The organism is Bacillus sp. AFS023182 (genome assembly GCF_002560575.1).
In the GTDB taxonomy this organism is placed as follows: domain Bacteria; phylum Bacillota; class Bacilli; order Bacillales; family Bacillaceae_G; genus Bacillus_A; species Bacillus_A arachidis.
Window position 1 is genome coordinate 1 of record NZ_NTRO01000074.1, and the last position, 26,000, is coordinate 26,000.

At 33.3% G+C, this 26,000-nt stretch carries 19 protein-coding genes and 1 pseudogene; 8 read left to right on the plus strand and 12 right to left on the minus strand.

Annotated elements, in window-relative coordinates; translation table 11 throughout:
* Positions 1-342: 342 nt before the first annotated feature.
* The 3 genes from CN288_RS24175 to CN288_RS24185 all read right to left on the minus strand — a co-directional run bounded on the left by CN288_RS24175 (position 343) and on the right by CN288_RS24185 (position 2,917).
* A complete protein-coding gene (locus tag CN288_RS24175; protein ID WP_098303272.1) occupies positions 343-1,488 on the minus strand; it encodes a DUF4145 domain-containing protein in 1,146 nt (381 codons plus the stop codon).
* 222 nt (positions 1,489-1,710) lie between these two features.
* Entirely contained in the window at positions 1,711-1,851 is a 141-nt protein-coding gene (locus CN288_RS29040; protein ID WP_176527729.1) for a hypothetical protein, read from the minus strand.
* Between the two features lie 367 nt (positions 1,852-2,218).
* Positions 2,219-2,917 (minus strand): hypothetical protein, encoded by a 699-nt coding sequence (locus tag CN288_RS24185; RefSeq protein ID WP_098303274.1) that lies wholly within the window; start codon positions 2,915-2,917, stop codon positions 2,219-2,221.
* 600 nt (positions 2,918-3,517) lie between these two features.
* Between CN288_RS24185 and CN288_RS24190 the strand changes: the two genes are divergently transcribed.
* From CN288_RS24190 to CN288_RS24200, 3 genes are read left to right on the plus strand one after another with little or no spacing between them, the layout of a single operon-like run.
* Complete coding sequence (locus CN288_RS24190) at positions 3,518-4,153, plus strand: hypothetical protein (RefSeq protein WP_098303275.1); 636 nt, start codon at positions 3,518-3,520, stop codon at positions 4,151-4,153.
* Positions 4,153-5,361, plus strand: a complete 1,209-nt coding sequence (locus CN288_RS24195; protein ID WP_098303276.1) for a 7-cyano-7-deazaguanine synthase — start codon at positions 4,153-4,155, stop codon at positions 5,359-5,361. The genes CN288_RS24190 and CN288_RS24195 overlap by 1 nt, the downstream gene beginning before the upstream one ends.
* Positions 5,348-6,136 carry a TatD family hydrolase gene (locus CN288_RS24200; RefSeq protein ID WP_098303292.1) on the plus strand — a complete coding sequence of 263 codons (789 nt, stop codon included), beginning with the start codon at positions 5,348-5,350 and terminating at the stop codon, positions 6,134-6,136. Before CN288_RS24195 ends, CN288_RS24200 begins: the two co-directional genes overlap by 14 nt.
* Before the next feature lie 193 nt (positions 6,137-6,329).
* Here CN288_RS24200 and CN288_RS24205 read toward each other — a convergent pair whose 3' ends face one another.
* On the minus strand, positions 6,330-8,720 hold the full coding sequence (locus tag CN288_RS24205; RefSeq protein ID WP_098303277.1) for an ATP-binding protein: 2,391 nt from the start codon (positions 8,718-8,720) through the stop codon (positions 6,330-6,332).
* Positions 8,721-9,161: 441 nt separating this feature from the next.
* Positions 9,162-9,566, minus strand: a complete 405-nt coding sequence (locus CN288_RS24210) for a hypothetical protein (protein ID WP_098962574.1) — start codon at positions 9,564-9,566, stop codon at positions 9,162-9,164.
* Positions 9,567-9,723: 157 nt separating this feature from the next.
* Here CN288_RS24210 and CN288_RS24215 point away from each other — a divergent pair.
* Positions 9,724-10,246: pseudogene (locus CN288_RS24215) on the plus strand (transposase); the annotation flags it as partial.
* A 217-nt stretch (positions 10,247-10,463) separates the two neighbouring features.
* On the opposite strand, the gene CN288_RS24220 reads toward CN288_RS24215, so the two are convergent.
* The 4 genes from CN288_RS24220 to CN288_RS24235 all read right to left on the minus strand — a co-directional run bounded on the left by CN288_RS24220 (position 10,464) and on the right by CN288_RS24235 (position 17,810).
* A complete protein-coding gene (locus CN288_RS24220) occupies positions 10,464-12,350 on the minus strand; it encodes a DUF2075 domain-containing protein (protein ID WP_098303279.1) in 1,887 nt (628 codons plus the stop codon).
* Positions 12,347-12,667, minus strand: coding sequence for a nucleotide pyrophosphohydrolase (locus CN288_RS24225; protein ID WP_141528004.1), 321 nt, complete (start codon positions 12,665-12,667; stop codon positions 12,347-12,349). Before CN288_RS24225 ends, CN288_RS24220 begins: the two co-directional genes overlap by 4 nt.
* A 159-nt stretch (positions 12,668-12,826) precedes the next feature.
* A complete protein-coding gene (locus CN288_RS24230; RefSeq protein ID WP_098303280.1) occupies positions 12,827-15,301 on the minus strand; it encodes a restriction endonuclease-like protein in 2,475 nt (824 codons plus the stop codon).
* The gene (locus CN288_RS24235; RefSeq protein ID WP_098303281.1) at positions 15,273-17,810 is read right to left on the minus strand and encodes an MrcB family domain-containing protein; all 2,538 of its coding nucleotides are present in this window, start codon (positions 17,808-17,810) and stop codon (positions 15,273-15,275) included. Before CN288_RS24235 ends, CN288_RS24230 begins: the two co-directional genes overlap by 29 nt.
* A gap of 166 nt (positions 17,811-17,976) precedes the next feature.
* Between CN288_RS24235 and CN288_RS24240 the strand changes: the two genes are divergently transcribed.
* Positions 17,977-19,161 (plus strand): type I restriction enzyme HsdR N-terminal domain-containing protein, encoded by a 1,185-nt coding sequence (locus tag CN288_RS24240; protein WP_098303282.1) that lies wholly within the window; start codon positions 17,977-17,979, stop codon positions 19,159-19,161.
* A gap of 154 nt (positions 19,162-19,315) precedes the next feature.
* Here CN288_RS24240 and CN288_RS24245 read toward each other — a convergent pair whose 3' ends face one another.
* Positions 19,316-21,166, minus strand: coding sequence for a PDDEXK-like family protein (locus CN288_RS24245; RefSeq protein WP_098303283.1), 1,851 nt, complete (start codon positions 21,164-21,166; stop codon positions 19,316-19,318).
* 439 nt (positions 21,167-21,605) lie between these two features.
* On the opposite strand from CN288_RS24245, the gene CN288_RS24250 reads away from it, so the two are divergent.
* Positions 21,606-22,952 (plus strand): MFS transporter, encoded by a 1,347-nt coding sequence (locus CN288_RS24250; protein WP_098303284.1) that lies wholly within the window; start codon positions 21,606-21,608, stop codon positions 22,950-22,952.
* A gap of 152 nt (positions 22,953-23,104) precedes the next feature.
* On the opposite strand, the gene CN288_RS24255 is transcribed toward CN288_RS24250, so the two are convergent.
* A complete protein-coding gene (locus CN288_RS24255) occupies positions 23,105-24,097 on the minus strand; it encodes a hypothetical protein (RefSeq protein WP_176527730.1) in 993 nt (330 codons plus the stop codon).
* Positions 24,098-24,433: 336 nt separating this feature from the next.
* Here CN288_RS24255 and CN288_RS24260 point away from each other — a divergent pair, with 336 nt between their 5' ends.
* The gene (locus CN288_RS24260; protein ID WP_098303286.1) at positions 24,434-25,009 is read left to right on the plus strand and encodes a hypothetical protein; all 576 of its coding nucleotides are present in this window, start codon (positions 24,434-24,436) and stop codon (positions 25,007-25,009) included.
* Positions 25,010-25,139: 130 nt separating this feature from the next.
* Here the strand turns inward: CN288_RS24260 and CN288_RS29045 are convergent, their stop codons facing one another.
* A complete protein-coding gene (locus CN288_RS29045; RefSeq protein WP_176527731.1) occupies positions 25,140-25,280 on the minus strand; it encodes a hypothetical protein in 141 nt (46 codons plus the stop codon).
* 462 nt (positions 25,281-25,742) lie between these two features.
* Between CN288_RS29045 and CN288_RS24265 the strand changes: the two genes are divergently transcribed.
* Complete coding sequence (locus CN288_RS24265) at positions 25,743-25,982, plus strand: hypothetical protein (RefSeq protein WP_255260053.1); 240 nt, start codon at positions 25,743-25,745, stop codon at positions 25,980-25,982.
* The last annotated feature ends 18 nt before the right edge of the window (positions 25,983-26,000 follow it).

Sequence of the window (26,000 nt, forward strand, 5' to 3'; positions counted from 1 at the left end):
AGGGTTCACTTCATTTTTAGAGGGGTGTTTTGTTTTTGGGATGGTATTTGGTAATTAATTGGTTTGTATAAAAAGTGGGATAGCTAAATGCTAACCATAATAACAAACAATGAATAAGCATCTAAAAAGGCCTATTCATTGTTTATTACAAGTTCTTATAATAGGTTGAGGTCATTACTTTTTTCATTGCACTCTCCCCCTTTTTCTCCTTTACTTTGAACAACATTGGAGAAATTAAAATTCCAAACTATACCATCTGGCGAGCCAAGGTTAGCAGTTTTATAGCCTTCTCTAATTACTTCAATTTCAAAATTTCTACTACCACACTTCTTACAACTCCCTTTACACTTCCAATGCAAAAGGCATAGAACCACTGCCCCTTTGTTGTTTCCTCTTCAACTGTTCAAACAACTTCTCTACCGTCCCTATCCCCACATTTTCATACTTTGCAAGAATGACAAGTTCCTTTGGTAATTGTTCCACCGTTTCCATTTGATCTTCGTTTAGCTGTCTAAGAAGATTAGGAATTCCTGTGAATTCATCTGTAGTTAAGGGGATTCGAGAAAGCTCTTCTGTCACGACGATGTGGTCATCCTTATAGAAAAAGAATAACTCACCTGGACGTTCTATCATCAGTTTTCTACGAATTTTCTCTTCTTCAATAAATAATTTTAACTCTCTAAAAAAATTTTCATCATTTTTTTCATTATAACGTTTTACATGTTTATGTAATCCTTCAAGATTGTTTGGGAGTTCACTCATGATACGTGCCTGTTGCTCCGCGCCCAGTCTGATGAGAAACTTCTCTGAAATAGCAAACCGTTGAGGTAATAAGAACACATCACGTAAGAAATATGGAATTTCTAACTGTTGCTCTTTGTATTGTAGTGTACGAATCGTTGTAAAACCTGGATGTTCTGATTCAAGAGATGTACTTACAGGTAGCTCAGATATTTCCTTGTTTTCAGGCTCATCTTTCGGTTTCTTAATTGATGAAAGAAGTAAACTTTCCAAAACCTTAAGTCGTTCTTGGATTTCGTCAATTCCATAGGATTGTTTTAACTGCGGTGATGGATCTTGATAATCAGGAACCGTGCACTCTACAGGTCCATAGACCTCAACATACCATTTCACAATTCGATAAACGGATTCCCACGATAATAGTGCTTCTGAATAGCGAAACATCCGCGCATCATGTGCAGCCTGGTTTCCAATTTGGCAAACATGGTGAAGTGCATCACGAATTTCAGGAATCAAGTAACCGTTTTCATTAAGTAAATCAATACGTTCTTTCAAATTTGCACGCTGCTCATCTGGCAGTTTTTCTGCTCGGATTACTTGCTGTAATATATTTTCTACAAATATCCTTGTATGTGTGAGCATTGTGCGCGGGCTTTGAAAAATACTATGTTCTAATTCGCGCGCAACAAGAGCTAGCTCTTTTGAAATTGGTTCAGGGAATTGATAAAAATAGGATGGTTTGTCCATATAAAACTTCCCCCAGTTATGTAGTAATCTATGTATAATTTCATTTTATCATATAGGTAAGTCTTATTTTCTTAAAGTAACCAAATACGGCCTGCCACACTTGCGAGCATTCCTCATCCTTTTCAGAGAAATTGTCCGCAATGATTTTCTCCATCTTCACAAGCGAAGTATATAAATACTCAAACAAAGTCTTCTCCAGCGAACGAATCATCCTCTCAATCTCTACCATATAAACTTATGGTCCTCTTGATGCTGTAAAATATTATATCCACATGGAAAGTTTTTAAAATCTTTTTTAACTTGACTAGGTGCCACAATTTCCCCTGAGATGACTTTTTCTGCGTATTCAACTGATGTATTCATTAGTCAAGATCCTTTAGCAAAGTTAATAGTGGGTTAGCTTCCTGTACTACAGCTCCAATTTTTTCTCTTCTATCATTAATTTAGCCATTTCGTTACTTAATCGTAGTCGCTGACTAAGGAAGATATGCTAATACTTGAAGTATTAAAGGCGACTAACAGTGAAGAACAACTTATAGCTTTAACAACTTATAAAACGTATATGGAAGGATAACTACTATATATCATTAATAAACAGACTTCTAAAATTCCAGGAGTCTGTTTATTTTTTTGTATAAAAAGGAATCTCGCCACAGCTAGGCAAGATCCTTCACACAAGGTATAAAAAACTAAAGAAGGTTATAAAGCAATAAATTTAATAAAAAACTAGTTATACTACACAATTTTCAAAATTACACTTTAGACTTTTACTGTATTCCGGAATATCTAAAGTTATATTTAAATCATCTGTACCTAAGTACTTCAAATTCAAATAAATAGAATACAACTCCGCGTCTGATTTTGTTTCAGTAAAAATCACATGTAAATCAAAAGTCGGATACTCCTTTTTTAAATTCAAAATGGTATTCATAGCGTCTGCAATATCAACATCTACTTCTGACACAAAAAGATATTCATCCTCAAAAGTTATTACAAATAAGCCAGGTAGATTAGAGTGTTCATCTATAAAGGAAAAAACATCTCCATTCAAAACAAACAACTCGAATTTCGAAGAAGACTGGACATACTTTTGCAGAGGTAATAAACTCGTTCTTAAATTGTCTGGATCAATTTTCGCATAATCATCAGCTAAGTCACTTGCGTAATCTAAGAAAGCTTCAATATCAAAGTTTTCAGCTTTAGAATCGGCTTCTCTAAGTTTCCAAGTAAATGTCTCTGAAGGAAGTCTAATTCCACAATGTAAAAGAAGATCATCATACTTCGAAGTAACAGAGTGAATAAGATTAGCAAAATACAAAACTTTAACAATATGCAACTCGTTAAGACCCAAAGAACGACATAGCTTACGACAATAACCTGAATAAAAATCAGGATTATCCTTGAAATTATCATACCAATACTTACTCATTAATACTCCTCCATCTCTTATAATCACCGATAATATTTTAATATAATGATTTTGTATTGTAAATATCTAACTATACTCCCGTGTACCTAGTTTCCACTATCATCTAAAATAATGAATAAGTTTTAAACAACACTCTTTAATTAGAGTAGTTTTGTGTGATCCTTACAACTACTCTAAAATTATTTTAACTTTAACTAGAAGTAGGTGGTTTGTTTTACTTACCTTTATAAATACATAGTACTTATGTATCCCGCCCTCCTGTTCCATTGACAGGGTAGAGGTCGCTGATTCGAGGCCAATCGGGGTCAGCGACCTCGATACTCAAGGGGGGCTTTTTCCCCCTTTTCCAACAATTGAACAATATCTAATTCTTCTGTTATCCATAACCTACAATATCCAAACTTAATATTTATGAAAACTTGTTTCGAGACTTCCCCTCCTATATTTCATTTCTATAATTACACTAAAGAGTGTCCCTTAATTTTCCAATAAACTTTCTATGAAGTGTCTTCTATAGTAAACTATTAACATATCCAATTTACATATAATATTCTTTAACTACAAAATAGAAATTTTTTAATCTTTAAAGGAGAGAATCGAATGGGAACATCTAAAAGAAAATTATCCAGTGAAATCAAAAAACTTCTTAAGGAGCAACCGCTATCCAATATTAATGAAACCGCTCCCGAATTAACAAAGAAAATCTTAACAAAAAGAGCGCTTAACGAATGTTTTGATCAAGAAGAAACGCTTGATCATTCAATAAGAATGATTACTAGCCAATTTCTCTCTTTAAAATCCAACGGTTTTAAAGGTAAAACAAAAAAAGAACTAGTTTCTGATCCTATATCTCAACAAGAGTTTTTAGAAATGATACTGGATCTAATAGAAAGTTCATCGATTATTAAATCAAAAATACTAGAAAAATCATTAAAAATTGTTATGGGTAAATTCTTAAAGGTTGATGATTTTGATGCATATTCATTCGCACAAGTACTATTTTATGAAATTGTCTACCAAATTTTACTTGGGGAATTAATTGACAATATTAAAGATATTTATGAAGAAATCGAATACGATTTGATTCAAAATATGGTCAAAAATGTTGCAAATCAAATAATGAATAAATCAGTTTATTCTAAGGTTAATTTATTTATTGATCGCAAAATATCATTAACTGAAATTTCAGACGAAATAACCATCCAGACTTCTCAAGCAAGGTTTGGTGAATTTTAATGCAATCCGAAATTGAATTTTTCTCTAATCTACACACTAGCCTTCTAGAGAATGTTAATTTTGATTATAAAGAAAAAAGCACTATAGTTATAGATCTGGTAACTATTATGGGAGCTATTTATTGTAAAGATATTAATACCTACAAGACAAACGATAAGCCTAGATTTATTGAATTGACTATTCCTGTTTTTAACCTTCAAATTTGGTCAGAAAATGTTAAACATATTGAAGAATTGGTCAAATGGGTCTCTGAAGATACTATTAACATAACTTTTATAGATACTTCTGTTAAATCTGAGGGCTATATGAATAGTTTAATTCCTGGGACTAGTAATGATGTAACACTTTTTTCAGGTGGATTAGATTCTTTTGCAGGAGCATATCACAATCACAAAAACAATATAAAAAGTGATTATCTTGGTTTTATTAACAAAGGTGAAGAAAAAACAAAACAATTAGATGTTGCTAAGTTCTACCGACAAATATTTGATGATGCAACCGAAATTATTTTAATAGATAAACCGATTTCAAAGAAAAAAACGTTTATTCAGTCAACAAGATCATTATTGTATCTAGCCCTAGCAACTGCTAAAGCACACTTTAATTCCTCAAAAAACGTATACTTATATGAGAATGGTATACTTTCCCTAAATCCAGAAATAAAAAATAGATATACAACTAAGACTACTCATCCCAAAACCATGTTTATGTTTAAGGCATTATTGGAAAAGCTAAGTATAAATATTAAAATTAATCATCCGTTCTTATTCAGGACAAAAGGAGAAATTACAAATGATATGAATGAGGAATTTAAAACAGCAATTAAACATACTTTTACATGTGGGCAAGGGCGGTCACATCCCGAAAGATCACATTCCGGACAATGTGGTATTTGTATACCTTGTGTTTTAAGAAAAATTTCACTAGCTGCTTATGACAATGAAAAGTATGATGTAGATTATGAATACCCCTATGATGCGAAAATTGTAAATGTGAAAGAAGATCTCTACAGGAAAGATTATACAAGTAACTTAAATTACTTCAAAAATTATTACGAGCTAATTAAAACTAATCAAATTTATTTTGAAGTTCATGTTAGAGAGAAATATTATGAGGCAGATTCTAATTTTAGAATGAGCAATCAGAAAATGTTTTATAAGTTTGCTCAGGAATATGAAAGGTTTATGGAAAAGTATGTTCCTTATTGATACCCATGTTCATATTGATCATTATCCTGAACCTCAGAAAATTGCTCAGGAATATGAAAAGTTAAAAATCTATACTTTGTTTGTAACTAACTTACCTGAATTGTTTAATAAACAATTCAAAGCATTTCAAGGATTTAAATACGTGCGATTATGCATTGGTTTTCATCCTCAAGTCGCAAGTGAGTATAGTTTTAATGAATCTCTGTTTAACAAATTAGTTCATAATACCAAATATATAGGCGAAGTTGGACTAGATTTTTACAATGAGCATGTTGAAGTTAAAAATAGGCAAATAAAGACTTTTGAGTATATTACTTCTCCTTCATTTAACAAAGGAAGAATTTATACAATTCATTCCAGATATGCAGAAGATACTGTCTTAAAAATTCTTATAGATAATAAAGTGAAACATGCTATTTTTCACTGGTATAGTGGAAAGTTGTCTACACTAGAAAAAATAGTCGATAACGGATATTATTTCTCATTGAACCCTAAAATGCTAATTAGTAAAAGTGGACAAAAAATTATTGAAAGAGTGCCTACTAACCGTATTCTTTTTGAGACAGACGGTCCTTTTGCAAGATATAATAAAAAAATAATTTACCCTTCTTCATTAGCTGAAATTTATTCTGATTTTGATAAGGTTATCCCTTCATTTAAAGAGCACGTTTATAGGAATTTTAGACGATTATTAATTGAAAAAGATTTATATAACGACATGAAACAAGGANNTCCTTGTTTCATGTCGTTATTCATTTTTCTAGGTTGCTACTAAAATATCCACTAACATAAAAACTTTTTCATTGTATATTTTATAAAAGATTTACCGTTATTTATGATGCGGTTCACCATAATGTCACAATAAGTGATTTTTTAGTTATTGTTTTACCACTAAAAATACCAATTATTTAATTAAGTTATAACTTTATAATACACTGTACCATTGCCTAAAAAATACTGCTAAAACTCTATCTCATCAATTCCGTGCAATATTTTGCTTGTTGCTTATCTCCTGGACAACAATGCCCAAACCGTGGACACCTACATTCTTCTAATTCCATATCTGGTTCCTCAAGGGCATCCTCTGGTATTCCAATAGCTATCTCTTCTAAAAATTGATTCCTTATTTCTTCTGGTTTGTCATCATAAGCACCTTTATCAAACATTTCCCTTAGAAAAGCACTCCTGTTTTCATAATACTTTTTCGTCAATGGTGGCAAAGGCATGTGTTCAATACAGTGTTCCCAAGGACAGAATAACCCTTGAATATGAAATGATTCATTTATTTCAAAAACCTCAATGTATCCTAGGTGATTTGAAATCCCCCTTGATAAACACAAATAGTGTAAGAAACAGGAATCAAAAAAGTCAAAATCTTTTAGGTTGTATTTTTTAGTTGCATACATATATTTTTTTGTATCATCTAGATTCCCTTCTATTAAATGTTTACTTAATAGGTAATCCACAAGTTTAAAACTTGATTTTAGATCAGGATCATTAAACGAAAATGGGAAACCGAATCTTTCTATAGCCCATAGTGCATCTAACTTTTCATCTCCCAAATTTAATAAAATAGAGCACTTTGGAGATATTAAGTTACTAGTTTTTAAAAATTCAACATGATAACCCCATTTAAATATGTCTTCATATAGGACTTCACTTGACTGGTCATACTGTTGCTCCATATCATGTTTATAGTACTTGGCCAAGATTCCATGTAATTCTTTTTTCCTCTCTATAGTTAACATGTCAATTAGCAGGATTCTAATTGAATCGTGTATATCGTAATAACCATTTTTATGAACAACAATACTCTTTCTCTTAAGATCCTCAAGGAGATACTTTGGATTAATAAATGAATTTAATACTTGTTTAACTTCTTCTTCAGTAAATGGATAATTAAATACAGAAATTGATAATGCTATATCTTGTTCTTCCTTGCCTAAATTTGAAAACACCTTATTAAATAAATATTTATTGGAGGTTTCAACACTTAACTCTTCTAAGTCTGATAACTCCTTTCTACTAATTTCATTTTTAGGTAATAACTGCTTTAGAAAGGTAACAGAAACAGGATAGCCGCCGACTAAATTATGAAAATAATAGATATCTTCCTCATTATAATTATCACTTTTTTCTTTTAATATTTCCAAAGTATCCTTAAATAAAAATCCAATTAAATGATATTCATAAACTTTTTTTGTACGGATATCAACTTTGTTATATGAATTTAAACCTTCTATTTTAGAGACAATTAGTGCACCTTTCAATTTTATGTTAATAATATTTTCAAATAAATCTTCAATGAAATCAGATACCTCTGTACTAGCTTTATCGATGCTATCAATAAATAAAAATATTTCCTCGTTTTCTAGTATATTAATAACCCTTGGAATTCTTTCTACTATTTCACAAGAATTAAGGATATTAGCTTCATGTAAAATATTATGAGTACAAAGAAAATTTGAAATCTGTTCAAGTATATTTGAAACAGTATACATCTTATTAAGCTCAAGCCAAAATACTTTCTCATTATTCCGGATGAAATTTCCAGCGATTTTTGCCATTAAGGTTGTTTTACCAATCCCACTAATCCCCTTTATTACAATCTTTTTTATATCTTTTATAGCCATTTCTATCCTGTTAATATCATCTTTCCTGCCTCGAAATTCATTCGTATTAGGGATATTTAACCACTTTTTCATTGGGATTTTCAGCCCAATTACTTCTAATTGTCTTTTTATATCAATTATTTTGTTAACTTTGCATTCTTGAGAAAGTTGAAATATATACTCCCAAATAGATCTATATATATTATCTGCAGAATCAGATAATATAAAATCCGTCGACTTTAACAAGTTTATACAATACTCTTTAACTACCATGCCGGGTAATGAACTATCAACAGATGTATAAGATTGAGTTAAAATAGAAGTTTTCTTTATTAACCCTTTTATTTTTTCTATGGTAAGCAGTTTCGAAGAGAACTTTTTTAACAATTCATCTTTAGGTATTTCGCTATTTAATAAACATCTTTTTAATTCAGCAACATCTTTATTACCCGCTCCATCAGACACAAAAGTAAAATATACCCCTTCGTTATCCTTATTTTGAAATTTTAAAAAAACATCCCTTAATTCACTTGCTGTCCAAGTATAACCTTCCGCTTTTTTCTTAATTTGTATGTACTCACTTGTCCCATCTTTTTTATAGATATTCATATCTTCTTCACGCTCGGTTAAACTTTCAAATTGTATGCTTTCAATAGAATCATATTCATTAAGCAATACTTCTAGTAATTTTAATACTGAATAAGAAACTTGATAATCTATACCTCTTAAATTATCTACACCACTCATGGAATCTACTCCTTTATGTCCCCTAATTTTTCAATTAATAATGATAATTTAATTATGAAGAATTAAAAATTAAATTTCCATACTTTTCTATTTTTTATTCAAAAAACACTATCAGTAAATGATAGTGTTTAGCATTCTTTTTTATTTATGATATGATTCACCGTGGTAAATCTAAATGCTTTTTTATATCACTCCGATACATATTCAATTACAGAATTATAAGCGCTATTCCATATTTTTCTTGACCTTTTTCCCAAACATTGGGGACTTTCATTAAATCAGATTCTGAACCTGATAAAACTTGTTCAATTGTGTTTATTCCTGTATCAATCAATAAACTTTTTTGATAGTCAATTAAATCTAATTGACTTAAAGATTTTTGTAAAATTATATTAATAATTGTTTCTCCGCCTTGATAATCTGCTATACCATTTATCTTACTTAAATCAAGATATTCAGGAGCATCTCTACGGATACAAAAAAAGAGGTTTGGCGGCTATATTCTTCTTTCAATGCTCTATCATTATTTTTATTTATTGTATCTGGTACTACAACATCTTCTATAAAGTCTCTATCCCAATTAACTAGAGGCTTAATATTGTTATATAAATCAGCGGTTTTCGTATGTTCGGACCAAATATCACTACGATAGAAGTTTTTAATTGTTTCATTGACTGTATTTGTTTTTAAACCCGTTTTAAATTCATTTGTAGCAGAAAATACACTTTTTAATAATAGTCTTGGATTCCCTGATGAAGCATATATCAGATGATTTAAAAATTGACCAGTTTTAAGAAGTTTTTCAAAGCTTTCTTCTTTCATTTGTTTTTCTAGTATTTCTCTCATATTTTTTATAAATGAATCATTTAAAATATCTCTGTTTATAGTTTTCAATTCTGCATCATGGAAAGGTTGAAAAGTTCCATATGAAGTTAAACGTTAAACCTGGATAAACAGCTGCTTTACATGAAATATAAGGACTTCTTAAATCTCTAAATAGAGTAAAAAATTGTCTGAACAACATATATTTATGGTGATGGGGTATCGCCGATTTGGAAAGCGAAATAAAGAAGTACTGAAAAGTCAATTTCAATATGAAAAAGAAACAGATATATTCGCCTGTCCAATGGGATGTATTTTAGCGTATGCGACAATGGATCGTGAAGGCTATCGTCAGTATAAATCTAATCCAGCAGATTATGTGGTTTGCCCATTACGTAACCGCGAAACAAAAACAGAAAGTCATTACACATCATATTTAGGAAGAATATAAAGATATAGTGAGGGCTAATAAGAGAACCAATACAGGAGAAAAATTATATAAAGTGTGTTGTTCAACTATTGAACGAAGTTTTGCGGATGCCAAAGAACTACATGGTTATCGATACGCTCGGTTTCGAGGACTGAAGTCTGTCCAAGTGCAGGCTTATCTCAACGCAGCTTGCCAGAATATGAAAAAAATAGCCCTTCACCTGACCAGAAACGGTCAGGTGAAGAGCTATTTTTTCGTGTTTTTCACACATTGAAACTTCAATTCTTTCTAGAGTGTCCTGAAATAAATTATTCTCCTTACTCTTTCCCATCACTACGTAAAATTATCAAAATTGAATGTACGTTCTCGTTTTATGTTATACAAGCTGAAGTAATACAAATACAATCCATTTAAAAGCCCCATAATACAGCGTTGATTATAACTTACTTTACAATACATTTTACTTTTACTATTAAAAACACAGAGAGATATTACACTTTTTCAAAACTAGAACTGCAACTTTCATTTCTCTCCGAATTCCGCTCTATTAAAAATGATTCCAACTCCTTATCACAACAATAAATATAACAACCCTTCATCCCACGAGTCATAAGAGTCTTATATGTATTTTTAACAAGAGTAATTAGCGGGTCAACTTGACCTTTTTTCTGTTTAGCTGGCTTTGCCCCTTTATCTTTAAACTCATCTCTTCTAACAATAAGAGAGTTTGTTTTTTTGTCATAACCTAAATCCTTACCAATTATGACACCAACATAATCCATTTCTAGGCCTTGTACCGTGTGGATACATCCAATTTGATAAGCACATTCTGGGTGTATCGCCCAATCAATTCGATTTGGATCATTCCATGGCAGTGCAAAATTATGCTCCTCAATTACTACATCATCTACCAACTCTTTCATTTTTGCATTTTTTGTCCATTCCCAAGCATAACCAGCTAATAATCTTCCACCACGTTTCTCAATAATCTCCTTTTTTAATTTATGCGGATCTGATATGATTTTAAAATCAAAGTCCCCTTCAAGCACTACATTATTATTTTCATCACCAAAAATACTGTCTAACCACTCAATATAGTTACCTGACCCTGAACAACGATATTGGGAATCTAATTCTACAATATGAACTTCTGCATCAAGTTTAACTGCTTCTTCCTTAAGCAATGCCACACTTCCAATATCTTTTTTGGAGATTTTTTGAGAGTCATCAATGAAGAAAACACTTATTTTTGAAGATCTTATAATTTGTGTAGCTTGGTTTTCTCCTTCAATCTTCTTTTTCATATGTCCGTGTTCTTTTAAACGATGTGCTTCATCACAAATTAACACATCGAAATAATTTTCTGGTGCTTCAACATAAGAAGCAGAACCTTTAAATAAATCTCTTACTTCTATAAATCCCGATGTACCAACCATTTTTTTTCGGAGTACTTCTCGGAAAGCCTGGTTCGGTGTAATGTACTCTACATAAGCATTTGTCTTTAACATATGACTCATTACATTTAATCCAATTACTGATTTCCCTGTTCCTGGGCCACCTTTAATTAAAATAACTTGCTTTTGATCTTTTTTTGTTTTCATTTGATTATACATACTAATAATTTTTTCATAAGCAACTTTTTGCTCATCTAGTAAGATAAATTCTTCATTTCCTTGAATTAAAGAACTAACAGTTTCTACTAGTTTTTTTGAAGGACGTATTTTACCTTTTTCAATAGCATTAGCAATTTTTTCACCGTTCCCATTAGAAACCAACTTACTTATATCCTTAGCTAAATCTCTATCATCAAATTGAAAATATATAGGAGATTCTTCAATATAACTGTTATATCTTTCATCTAGTAAAGGCTCTTCTTTTTTATTCATAATATAATTGTGTAAGTATGCACAGGAATGAAGGTTAATAGCCGATTCGTCATATAAAGATTCATTAAAATTTTGTAGAAACCTTTTATATGAAGAAGCTTGATAGGAAGGATGCACTGTCTCACGTTCACGCCCACCTAGAAATGTTTGAACAATCCCATCTCCTTCAGCAGCTTTTGCTTTTTCCCACTGTTTCAACTCAACAATCAATGCATTATCTTTTCCCTTTTCATCTTGACCAGTAATAAGGAAATCGATTCTCTTCTCTGTAGAAGGTAGTTTATATTCTAGCAATATATGCGTATCTTCCTTTAAATCCACATCACGTAGTACTCTTACCATTTGTGGAAGAGACCTTTCCCATGACCTTAATTCACTGTCTGAGACAACTTTATTCATTTTATTTAGTACATTTTCTCGTAATACATATCCAATCTGTTTCTCATAAATATGGTTCAAAAAGTCACTAGCTGTCTCATTATAAATAATCATTCAACAGCTCCTCCTCTTCTTTGAGGAACCGGATATTTCTTTGCATTCTTCTCTAACTTTTTAAGAACTTCTTCCTCTAAGTCTACTTCCATTTTATCAGCCATTTGAATTAGATATATAAACACATCAGCCATCTCTTCTTTTATATTTTGTCGCGACCTAGCAAGTGCTTCTTCACTACTTCTCCATTGAAAATTTTCAAGTAACTCATTTGCTTCCAACGAAATTGAAATGGCCAAATCTTTCTCATCATGATATTGCTTCCAATCTCTTTGATCACGAAATTCTAAAATTTTTTCATACACCTTTTTCAACATACACTCTTCCCTTCTACAATCCAAACAAATTTATATTATATTTTACCAATTGGAAAAACTTATAAAAAGAATAAAGCTTTATTCTTTTTATAAGTGAATACTATTCACCTTCACCTAAATTAGCTCTAACGCTCCCTACTACAAAATAGGTACGTATTACTATCTATGTAAACACTCCAAAACTTCCTTAAACAACACCGAAGAATTCCTCACAACCAAATCCAAAGGCAACTCTTTAAGCACATCCCCTTTTTCAACCATCACATTCCCCTGCTCATAATCAATCCTGATTTGAACATCTCGAACATAATAACTCTGAATAGAAGACGCCTCATCCAAATTAAAGTCATCCAACTCAACTTTCACCTGTTTAGTAAATCGGTGCAACGTTTTCCAAAGAACTCGCTCTTCTTTTGTTTTCATAAACAATTCAGGAAGCTCTTGCACTTCTTTTAAAAGAGACATACTTGTTAACATATATGTTTGAATTCCATATCCCACTGGACGAATAAGATGATCGAGTTTTTTCCATGGCTCTAGTTCAAAACAAACATAATCATTTATTTCATCACTAGATAATGAATCCTCCCTGTTTATATGGATATCTTTAATTTTTGCGACATATTGAACGCCACCGTTTTCTCCATACCACTTTTTCGGTGCATATAAGGCTATGTATTTCGATTCTTGCCAGCCTGGTTTTAATTGTGAGACAGGAATTTGATATAAGCCTTCTTTCATATATGTTTCATAATCTTTTTCTATTTTCACGCTACCGACTAGTACCTTTTCATCTAAAGAGGATCTCCATTCTTCTTTTGTTCCTCTTGGAAGGATCCCTTCTCTTATAATCTCTTCTGGGCTCTTTTCGATTAGATGATCGAGAAATTGTTCTACTAGTGTTGTTCCGTTTGGTAAGAATGGGAATCCACCAATGTTTACTTTTTCAATGCTTTTATAAAAAGGATGGTGCTCATATTCTTCCTCTTGATTCCATGGGAATAATACATAAGCTCCATAGGCTGTTCTTTCAAACGGTCCACCTTGATCTACTACTAATGCGTCACGGTATCGATGCATCGTGTTAATGTCTTCTTCCATTGGACCTGGTGTTCCATACTGTCTTTCATAATGGGAACCATTTTTAGCAAAATCGATTCGGTATTTGGCGTCAAAAATGTATTGATATTGATAGTCTTTTCCTTTTTTCTCAATCGCCAGCATTGTATCCGGCTTTTGAGTAACCGTTGGTAATGCTTTGTTTCTTTTTTGAAAATAAAGTTCAATCACTTCATCTGTTGCAGGGTGCCTAAATATTCTTTTTGCAGCTTTACTTTCATCAAGTGTCACATATAATCCATCTTGCCGAACTTTAATGATATCTTGATCCACTGTTACATATTTGTTAGATAAAATTTGTCCGAGCTTTAAATATGTCCAATACTCGTATAACCTCGCAACATCTTTAACAGACATTCTAAAAATTTGTCCCCTTAGCGTTAGTCCCCTCGATAGCATAAGAAAAATTTGATACGCGTCTCTATAACCAGATGCCATTTGAATAACAAGAGAAAAGATGGAACGATCCAGTTTTCCGATCTCATTCCAAAACGGATCATTCAACTCGTTTTTCATTCGAGATTTCATTTTTCTTACGTTTTGAATCAAATCATCGTCAATTGGCAAACTCTTAAATCCAGAATCCTTTTCCAAAGATTTAAGTAAATCATCGATTTTATGTATCACTCTCTGAACCATCCACTTAACAAAACGATTTTCCAATGTATCATACGATACTTCCTTATAAGCTGTAATTCCTTTCGATGGAATCATGTTTGCTCCTACTTCTTGAAACAAGTGGGATCTTTTTCGTAAGTAATTCATTCCAACAGAATCCAGCCTATGAATCTTCTCTCCTTGTACAAGCTGATGTCGAGTAGTAAGTGTATGGTGCGGTTGCCTTTTAATATGAGAAATTGCCTTCATAAATCTATGAAAAGAGTCATTTAAAATTCGATAAAACTCACTTTTAGATGGATTAGTTGCATAGATTGTTGATGCTCCTAAGTAAGTTCTTTTCAATAAATGAAATGCCAAATTATAAATTTCATCGTTCACTTCTTCCAATAGCGCTCGATAGTCATCTTTATAATCGAGCTTTGATGGAAAAATTTCTAATGTAACTGTTAGTAAGGGCTTTTTATCATTTCGAATTTCAAATGTTGTATAACCTACTTCATTTGGAAATGAGAGATTGCCCATTAATAGTTTCAATGAACCCATTTGAGTAGAGCTGATTGACTTTCGAAGAGATGGATGTTCATGGTAAAAAGACAATTCTTGATCATTTTTAGGAACGACAACGAGCTGATAACTCCTATTCTCGAAAAAGATAGGGGGGTGCTCGGTTAATTCGCTAAGCTTTTGTAACTGAGCATCATATACCATGATAGAATCACTTGTTCCAGACACATGAAAATGCATCATCTCATCTGAGGCAATGGATTGATGTTTTCTTAAGCTCTCATATTTTTCATGATAGGGATTCCCTTTGATAGTCAATGACAAATCCGCTGTTTCAATCTTAACTAGCTCTATATCACTGTTAGATCCAGAAAGAGGTGAAGCCATCATACTCGAACCCCCTTAACATATGAGACAGCTTTTTAGCAGAACGAGGATACTTCGCATAAGACATCATATCTTCATTATCAAACTCTTGATTTGTACATAGCGTATATAATTTCTTTAATGCCTCTTCTGTTCTCCCATCGCTCCCTGCAATACGCGGTAAGATTTTTTGATATATTTGATAGTCTAACGCCTCGTCAAACGATAATAGTTCACTTTTTTCATTGTAAGCCATGTAAAAACAAATTTCGTCACGTATCCGGTACCCAACTTGTGCTCCAATCGGTTCAAGAATTTCATTCATTTTAATTAAAATATGAGATATTTTCTTCACGAGATCTTTATTGAGCTGAAAGCATTCTTTCAAATGAAGAAACGTGGCTGTCAAGGAATGATTAGAAACACGCTTTGCCTGTACTTCTTTTGTATCCATTAAAAACTCAAAGGAATCTAACTTCACTTGATTAAATTCAATCGTATTTGCACGATCGAGTACTTTTTTACTTAACGGATGTGTTGTTTCATCCATGTTGACAGTTCCAATGACATACACATTTGACGGAATCGTAATTCGTTTCCCGACAATCGATTCTGGAAGAACAGCCGATGTAACAATCTCTCTCCCTTCCCATTTTCGGCTTTCAATAACACTTAGAAAATCACTGAAATAGTACTCTACACGTGCTAGATTCATCTCATCGAGCACAACAAAATAAGGTTTATCCGGAGTTTCTGACGCTTTTTCAAGAACTTGAATTAACGGTCTTTCCTGAAATTCACCTTGAATATTCACGTAGCCAAGTAAATCAGAGCTATCGCTCCAATCAGGGCGCACAGGAATAAGCGTGAACTGTCCATTTTCCTCAGTTGCCCCTAAGCTTTCAGCAAACCACTGAACAATCTTTGTTTTCCCTGTACCTGAAATACCAGACAAAATAACAAAGGGCTTCGTTTTTAAAGAAAGGAGAAAGTTAACAATATCTTGCTTATCGTAATAGAAACCTTTGCTTTTCATATAGGAAGATACATGATCTACAATTTCCTTCCCATTCAAATCCATTTCTTTTTTCTCCTCATGAATCACTGCACGATTAGTTCCTTTCTCTCTAAAGGCAATGTATCCCTCATAATAGCGAAGCATTTCTTTTAAATCTTCCACTAATTCTGCTTCACTTGGCATTTGTTCAACATCATATGGAATGTATGCAGCTGTAGAGTTGGCATATCCCTTCGCTTTTGGACTTGTACCAAGGAAAATATCATCATCTTTTTTTATTTTTTTAGACATTTGTATATGTTGTCGGATCTCAGACTTAATCTTTTCCATTTCCTCTTTAGAAGTTTCAGTTACTCCTTGTGCCATTGTTAAATATAATTGCTTCATATCTTCCCTAAATAAATAAACGATATAATACCCTCTCTGCGTCGATGTCGTAACGTCTTTATTCATGATAGCAAGCCATGGCACAGCGGCCCAATTCCCTTGTCCAACTGAGCCCGTAACAACGTACTGATTATGATCGATAAAAGATAAACGAGTTACCTCCGTTGTCATTTCATTTCGAACAACTGAACCAAGTTTATGACCTGCAAATTTTTCTGTTCTTGCTTTTAAATACTCATGCATAACAGTTAAAAACTTTTCACGTAAATTACTATTCATATTACCGCCCTTTTCACTATTCTCTTTTAAATATCGTTCAACTGGATCCCATTTATCGTTAATTAATCCTACCTTCTCAAGCCACATTAGCAAGTTATGAGTACGTTCCTTTGCTACTGACTCAACCATTAAATTATCCCCTCGTGAATTTCGGACAACCGTCATTCCTAAATTCACTAAAGCCTCTTTCTTCTCATGGTTTGAATAGCTATATAAGAGATCAAGTATAAATAGGGCAATTTGAAAATATTCCTGTTTCAAAATCAAATTGCGAATAAAAGCATCCTTATTTTTTGATTCAATATATTCATTTAATAGAGCCTGATTAATCTCATGAGCTTCATCCAAAAAGCCCAACAATCTCAAATCTTGTCGTCCACGAGATTTCACTCTATATAAATTCCCATCAATTTGGTTACTAAGATCTTTCGGATCATATGTATTATCTATTACCTCTTCTAAAAAAGTGATCACTTTATGATATTGCTTACATGGCAGATCATCTGTTTGAAATTCTTTGAATGTAATAGCCTTCGAATTATTAATCGTTGTTACATTTACAAAAGGTAATTCTGCAAATAATGATATAAGAAAAGCATTATGCTCCTCTTCTTGTACAAAATCGCTACTATTTATCACTCGAATATTTATGAATTTTTCCCATGCTTGTTGAAGAGATTCATAAGTTACACTAAAGCGTGAAATTTTCTCCGATCCTTTTGCACGTAAGGATTCTCTTTCAGCATATATCTCTTTATCACCTACCTTTGTGATCCAATTAGAATCTCTATCGATATCGGTAATTTGCTTCATGACTTTAGCAAATTCAATAATTGTTGTATCCAGCATTTTTATCCCCCATAACGACAATTAATTACAATTACTGTTATTTTATCAAACTATCATAAAAGAACAAAAACATTCGAATAGAACCATATCCTAGCGTAGGGATTTTTGGTTATATGGTAAAATCAATTTATAATTTGTATTTATTATCCATAGAAGGAGTGGCTTCATGCTGAACATTGACAAGTATGCTCCAAGAAAAATATTTAAAAATAATCGAAAAAAGTATCTTTTTGATCCGATAAGAAAGAAGCTTATTCTACAAACACCAGAGGAGATAGTTAGACAAAAGTTTGTCCAATATCTAATTTCAGAAAAAAATGTACCAAAAGATATGATTGAGTTAGAAGTACCCATGTCGTATTTTGTTCCAAAGGCAAAAGGGAGGGCAGACATTATAGTCTACACCTTAGAACATAACAATCGTGTTCCAATTTTAATAGTCGAATGTAAATCGCAAAATACTCCGTTGATAGATGACGTATTTGATCAAGTATATAACTATGAAGAAATTCTATATGCTAACACTGTAGCAGTCACTAACGGTGTTGAACTTTTTGTTGAGGCCTGGAGTGAAAAATCCAAGTGTTACATGCCGTTAGAAGAATTACCTAATTACATAGATTTAGTTAATGCGAATAATTTTAAATACATTACTAATGAGTCCTTTGTTTATCAAAAAAGGAAATTTGAAGATTTCACTCAAAAGGATGTTATTGATTTTTATAAAGGGCATTTTGGGGGAATTACAAATGAAAACTTATATTCCTTTATTATTAATCTTAATGAATTACTTTGGGATGACACTGTGAAAATTCCATACAAAGAGCTTTATGGAGTAAAGTATCTAGAAGATGTTGGTATAAGATATACAAAATTCGGGAACGTAGCAGGATATGATTGGACTGGCGAATACCGTTCGATAATAGTTGAGGATAAAAAAGGAGACCATCAAATAGTTAGCCTAGCAATATTAGGAGGATATCTAATTGTCGCCATTGACAATGATAAATACAGTCATAATTCATTACAATTGTTTATTCAGGATTTTGTTAAAGTAAATGGACATTTCATTGAAATACTTCATAACGGGAGGCTTACTTTAGGTAAGAGTGTCATGGTTAAATTTTCTGAAGTTCTAGAGTTTATTGAGAAAAAGGAACCTAATTTGCTGAACAATGATAGAAAAATAGAATTGGGTAAATTAGATAACTCAAGACAATTTGATTGGAATCAGGAAGATGTTAGAGAATTCATTGGCCGATTAATCAAATATGCATTGATAAGGGATGAATTTAGAGATTACAAGAGACAAAAATTAAAGAAACGCAATAGGAAAATAAAACGTTGTTAATGAAAAAGATTTATTGCCTTTACTTTAACCAGCTACCATCAATTACAAATATATTAAATACCATTTAACACTTTCAAAAATAAAAAAGAGAACAAAACTGTTCTCTTCTTTTAAACAATTGCCAAGTACATCCCCTGCACTTGGCAATCCACTTCTATATATGAACCTCTTTCTTAGCAATATCCGTTAGCAGTTTTATAACACTTTGACATTCTCCATCATTGAACAACTCACTCATTGCGTGTAGTACTGCATCTTCATCTGACCAATCATCAACGTTACATGTACTCGTATAAATCCGTGTATAAGCTGCCTCCGGATTTTTAGCCCTTGCACTTATTTTTATCCCTTTACTCTCTAGCATTGTTAATAAGGATATTCTTTTATGAGATTCTAACGGCCCAACTTCTATTATGAACTTCAATCGGTTGTCTTTTAAACGTTCAAACCACATAACGACACCGTTATTGAACCACCAATTCCATTTCGGTACACCAAATTGTTCTTCAAGTAAACGGAACTCTGGCATAATGAATGATGGAAGTCTATGATGGATATTGTAAAATTCTTCTTGAAAACCTTGGTGATGAACGAATAATTGAAACGCATTCGTTAAAGTATCCACTTCCATTTGATTACGCTCTACTTCAACAATTTCAGAAGAAGGTGTCTCTTCTCCATATATAAGAGCTTCTATCGTTTCCGATATCGCTTCAACTACTTTGTTAAAATCATTACTGTTATACATTTCATTCATGACACGAAGAATCTCATCTTGATCTGCCCAATCACTTATCTTTTCATACCCTGCATAAATTCTTGTATACATGGATCCAGATTCTTTAGATTTCCCTTTAATATTGATTCCGTTTTCTTCTAACTTACATAATAACTTTAATCTCTGTTTGTATTCTAATGGCCCAACTTCGATAATCAGTTTCATGCGCCCATCTGCTTTTCTTTCAAACCATGTAATAAGGGCATTATTTAGCCACCACTCATGAGTTGGGGTGCCGACAACATCATCAAGTTGTCTCCATTCTGGGAAAATAAAAGACGGAATGCGAATATGTTCATGATAACAGTCAGTCTGAATTTGATTTTGATTTACAAATTGTAAAAATGCCTCTCTCATGACACTATTTCCTGCCTCATGTATAAAGGTGAGAGTTTCAGCATAATTCATATAGATTTGGCGAAGGTCTTCTTTCTCTTCCGCACTTAAACCTTTCACCGCATCTAATAAATTATTATTAGCAAACTTTCCGGCTACTTTCCCATCACCGCTTAGACATAGAAAATCAACAGCATCTTTATGATTTTTATATATAGTTAGCGCAAGTTCAATATCTTCCTCATCACGAACAAGTTCGCCTTCTAATATATCAATATAATAGGAAAGAAAATCTTTAATCGTACTAGACGTATATTCACTGTTAATTTCGAGTTGCCCTTTTAATATATTTAATATATCTCCATAATCTAAAATAAAATATTCTTTATGACTTGGTGCACTACCATCTAAACTTAAAAATATTGGAATCATTGTATAACCTTCATATTTACTATTAACAAAATCTAAGTAATTTTGTAATTGTCCATCTGATTCTGATGACTTATATTTATTTTCAATGATAATTACGATCTTTTGTGATTCTGATATTGCTAAAATATCAATTCGCTTATTTTTACTTGTTTGTACTTCACGAAAAACTTCCAAATCTTGAAGTGACTGCTTATGTAATTTAATAAAATTATACTCACTAATTAAATCTTCATTTTCTATTTTTACAAACGTTTTAGACAGCAACTTATTTACAAAAAACGAACTTAAATGATGATTTCCATTTGGATCTAGTAACCAAGAAATCATGTTAGAATGCCTAATCTCAAACTTATCTACCTTTAATATTTTAAAAGGATTAAAACGATTAAACTTACTGTGCAACTTCTCAAACTCAATAGAATTATCTAAAAGCGATAAAATTTCAAAGTTGTAATCCATTTCTAACACCACCATTTACAAGATTATAAAACCAAAAGTTGTTATAACTGAATTATACCTTACAATATGGCACTATTTACGTCTTATATCTCATCCTTTATATTACCCTTCAAATATATCAGCAATTCAATATAAAATAGTAACCACCCAACACATTTCACAACTTCAATACACTCCAAGCAAACAAGCCCCTTAAAAGATATCTACCGAAAGACTCACTCGATCCACCACTAGATCTACCCATACAATAGAATAGCCGTAACTCTGACACCAGCATGCGTTGGGACGATGGGGTAAATTTTCTTTATATTGAGAATTTTCAAATTAAAAGATATAATTTATTTACGCTTTCATACTTAGTCTATAATGCTGTTTTTCAAATTACTTCTATAGTTTTCAAATGCAGAAAAAGAAACTTTGTTCAAAGGAGGGTTTAATCATGTCTCAATCCACCAATCGCGCAAATACGAGGCGCATTACAGGAAACATCTTCAAAGGTTCGGTTGGAAATCTGATTGAATGGTATGACTGGTACGTCTATTCTGCTTTCGCCGTGTATTTCTCAGCTGAGTTCTTCCCTAAGGGGGATTCGACGAGTCAACTGCTTAACACGGCAGCTATCTTCGCCGTTGGTTTTTTGATGCGCCCGCTAGGAAGCTTACTGATGGGCCGTTATGCGGATCGTCACGGCCGACGTGCCGCACTAACGCTTTCCATCACCATCATGGCCGGGGGTTCTCTGATCATTGCCTGTACCCCAGGTTATAGCACCATTGGTATAATGGCCCCTATTATTCTAGTTCTCGCACGTCTGCTTCAAGGGTTGTCATTAGGTGGAGAATATGGAACTTCAGCTACATACCTGTCCGAGATGGCAAGCAGCGGTCGCCGGGGGTTCTACTCGAGCTTCCAGTATGTAACACTTGTTGCTGGACAGTTGGTAGCACTAGGTGTTCAAATAGTCCTCCAGCAAATACTCAGCGAGCCGGATATGAAGTCTTGGGGCTGGCGTATTCCCTTCATCATTGGAGCAATGGGGGCAGTAGCTGTATTGTGGCTGCGCCGTACGATGGATGAATCGGAGCAATTCTCAAAAATGGGATCTGAAAGCCGTGAGAGTGCTGGAACCATTAAAACTCTGATGAAACATCCTAAAGCGGTATTAACAGTAGTCGGGCTAACGCTCGGTGGAACTGTTGCCTTCTATACTTATACGACGTATTTACAAAAGTTCATGGTGAATACTGTAGGTTTGCCTAAAGAAGTCGTTAGCTGGATTAACTTTATCGCCCTATTAGTATTCGTCGTACTTCAACCCCTCGCTGGTATGTTATCCGACCGGATTGGACGACGTCCGCTATTGATTGGTTTCGGCATCCTCGGAACTTTACTAACAGTGCCACTATTCCTAATCATGGAGCAAACGAAATACCCTATCGTTGCTTTCTTACTTATGATGGTAAGTCTCATTATTGTTACCGGTTATACTTCCATCAATGCGATTGTGAAAGCTGAGCTCTTCCCAACTGAAATCCGTGCCCTTGGCGTGGGATTTCCTTACGCAATCACTGTTGCGGTGTTCGGCGGGACGGCGGAGTTCATCGCGTTATGGCTGAAGAGCATTGGGCACGAGTCACTCTTCTACTTCTATGTAGCCGCTTGTATTGCTATAAGCTTTATCACGTATTGGCGTATGGCTGAGCCTTCAAAAACCTCTCATATCGAAGCTGAGCTAGACGATGAAAATACGCTAGCTACTCGCAAATCTGGTTCACGCCACTCTTAAATGTCATAAATAGCTATTTTAAAACGATAATTCACCTAAAAACCCCTTGTATATCAAGGGTTTTTTTAGATAAGAAGCCTTTCTGCTTGAATGGTTTGAAGAAATAACGTTTCTTTTACATTTTCTATATGTATTTACCTCACTGAACCTCATCATTTCCCCAACCTATTCCTATCAGCAAAAGAAACCCCACAACGCGGACAGTGTACGTCCCAATCATGCTCAGTCGGCTTATGATAATTGCGATGTAAGTACTTATATAGCTTTTTACCCGGCATGCTATGTCTATTGCTATTCCAGCATTTGCTTTGTACCCAAAATGATTGGCAACTTGTACACTCGTAATATTTTTTAAAGTCGCGATCTGTTGGTATTTCACTAACCTCTTTGTTTCCACAATCAGGACATATGCGCTCCCATCCGAGATGGAAATGCAGCATCATTTTAGAAAATAAGGAAAGCCCTTCTTCTTTTCCTGGTTTGAGTAAAAAATAACCGTACTGATGAGGTCTTGTTTCTTCAAAGTTATTTTCTAGTGTCTCATCGGCATGAACTAGAAATGCTGCTTTTCCACGAGGGTGCATCAATTCTCTGTACCTTTTTGCGGATTGAATCAAATCTCTTTCTAGCTGTTGTCGCATTCGGGCATAGGGCTTGTATTTAGCATCTAGAAACATGTATACTTTCTCTTTTTGTCCCTGTTCAATCGCAAACCCGATATCAGGGAAATTCCCTTGTATATTAACTTCGCTTCCAATTACGATTGAAAAAGTGGGCGAACCATATAACCGAATCCAAAATCCCCGTAGTGTGCCGTTTTCTTTATAGTATTCCAAAACCTTCTGAAGGGCCGCTTCTTGTTTTGGGGCGAATCCGAGAGTCATTACAAAGTGCTGCAACACTTTAAAAAATACCCATTTTTCATAAAGGTCAGGGGATTGTAATAAGTCGTGCTGAAATGCCTTTAGAGGCTCATACTGTCGAAGACACTTTTGTAATTCCTCTACACCTTCGAATGCTTCTTGGTATAGAGGGTGAAAGTTAAATAGGTGCGTATCTCCCCACTCTTCCGTTTCACAATCTTGAAAAAGGTGAGAAGAAAGCACACCTTCTAAATACGTAATAAGCTTCTTCCTATATAACATGGGTTTAAAAAGAAAAAGATCCGCAGCAATACAAATACCACGAATCTTTTAACTACTAATTGCAAGTATTTTCTCCACAGGGTTTCGAAAAGAATAAAGAAAATTACTTAGAAAACGATGAATGTCTTTCGTTCTTAGAAACAGCACGGGACGTATTGATAACACCTTTCACTTTATGATCCATTACTGCTTTCCTAATGTATTATTCTTTAGGATACCCAAGCTCCATTCATTAGCCCGGTTCCATAACTCATCTGAAAATGCTATGATTTCATTGTCAATATTATCTAATTATCGAATAACTAAAGGAAAAGACAACAAAGAGGAGGAGAAATTATGGGGTTTTTTAGTAGATTTTTTAAAAAAGTGGAACAAGTAAACGATGGTGAGGCAACCCTCAATGAATTAAGTGAAGAATTATATGTTGAATCTCCAATAGAAGAAGCAAGTAGCTATTGGGTATCAATGGCACAAAATTTAATTGTCAATACTGTAAAGGCCGCTGACAATAATGTGGAACGCGCTTTTATATTGCTTGATTTTAAAAAAGGAGCGGCTTCTTTTGATATTTTTTATCAAATTGACGGGCAATTGTATTTTTGGAATCAGTTAGAAGATCAAACGATTAAAAATAGAATTAAGAACGAGTTGTTACCTCAAGCTTCGGAAGTTTCAGATGCAGTAAACCAGCAATTTCATGAAGCGGACCATCCTACAATCTCGTATGCAGAATTGCAATTTGAGTGGGAAACAAAGGCCTGGTTTTCACACATCATCTGGGAAGACGACCCTGCCTCTCAATTACCAAAAGCTCAAATATTAAACGAATGGTTCAACCTAATTCAAAAAGAAACTCAGAATAAGCCACTTGATAGTGATACAAAATTTTCTTGGTACCCATCAATTTCTTAAAATTGATGAGCATGGTTGCTACACCAATAAGAAATAAACAAAAGCCGATGTCCTTATCGTATGGAAATCGGCTTCAGCTAAAGCGTCACCTAAAGAATGGCCTGTAACGTGTAATTCTACATCTCTTCCCTTATAATGTTCTTTTACTTTTCAACTTGTTCAAATTGATTATGATATTCCGTTTATTATCTTCATTCCAGTGTTTTTCTGAATGAGCACCTTTCGTTCCTGCTGTTGGAGGTAATACTGGATCATGCACCCATTCACGCATAATAAAATGATTCCCATCCGTTTTTATATCATTAAACGTTTTACTAGGACCTATAGGTATTTCTATCCCCCTATGTTCACTGTTTTGAATGTTGCACCTCCCTCTGTCCCCCGACTACCATTACTTGTGTTTTCCCATCTACTACTCTTTCAAAAGCTACAGCGTCCATTCCAGTTTGTTTGTCATGGAATGTTTTTTCTACTTTCCATGTTTGAACAACATTATCATCAACATCTTTAACGTCAAAATTTTTTCAGTCGCTTATCGCTACGATATGGAGCCTTTGCTCATTCATAATAACTCAAATCTAGCACCTTATTATTTTTACTCAAAGCATTTTCCCTCCCAAGAATTTTAATATATTCTAAATATTAAATAATATTCACGGAGGGAAGTGGAGTAAGAAAATATTGTTTAGGATTAATCATGGTCTTTATCCTAATATTTATAGGAGGTTGCAGTATGGATCAAAAAAATGAAGAACAACAAATAATTGATAAAGCAACAGAAATAGCCATACAACATTTTAAAGAAACTGAAAATACAGATATAGTTGTAACGAAAACAAAATTTGCTCCAAAAGAGTTAGGTGGAATATTTGTAATTGGATATGTAAAAGGGAATAAAGAAAGAAAAGTTACTGCGACAATCCATTATAATAATAATTATGAAGTAGAATCTATTACCTGGGACTCTGAATAATACCTAAATAGAATCCAC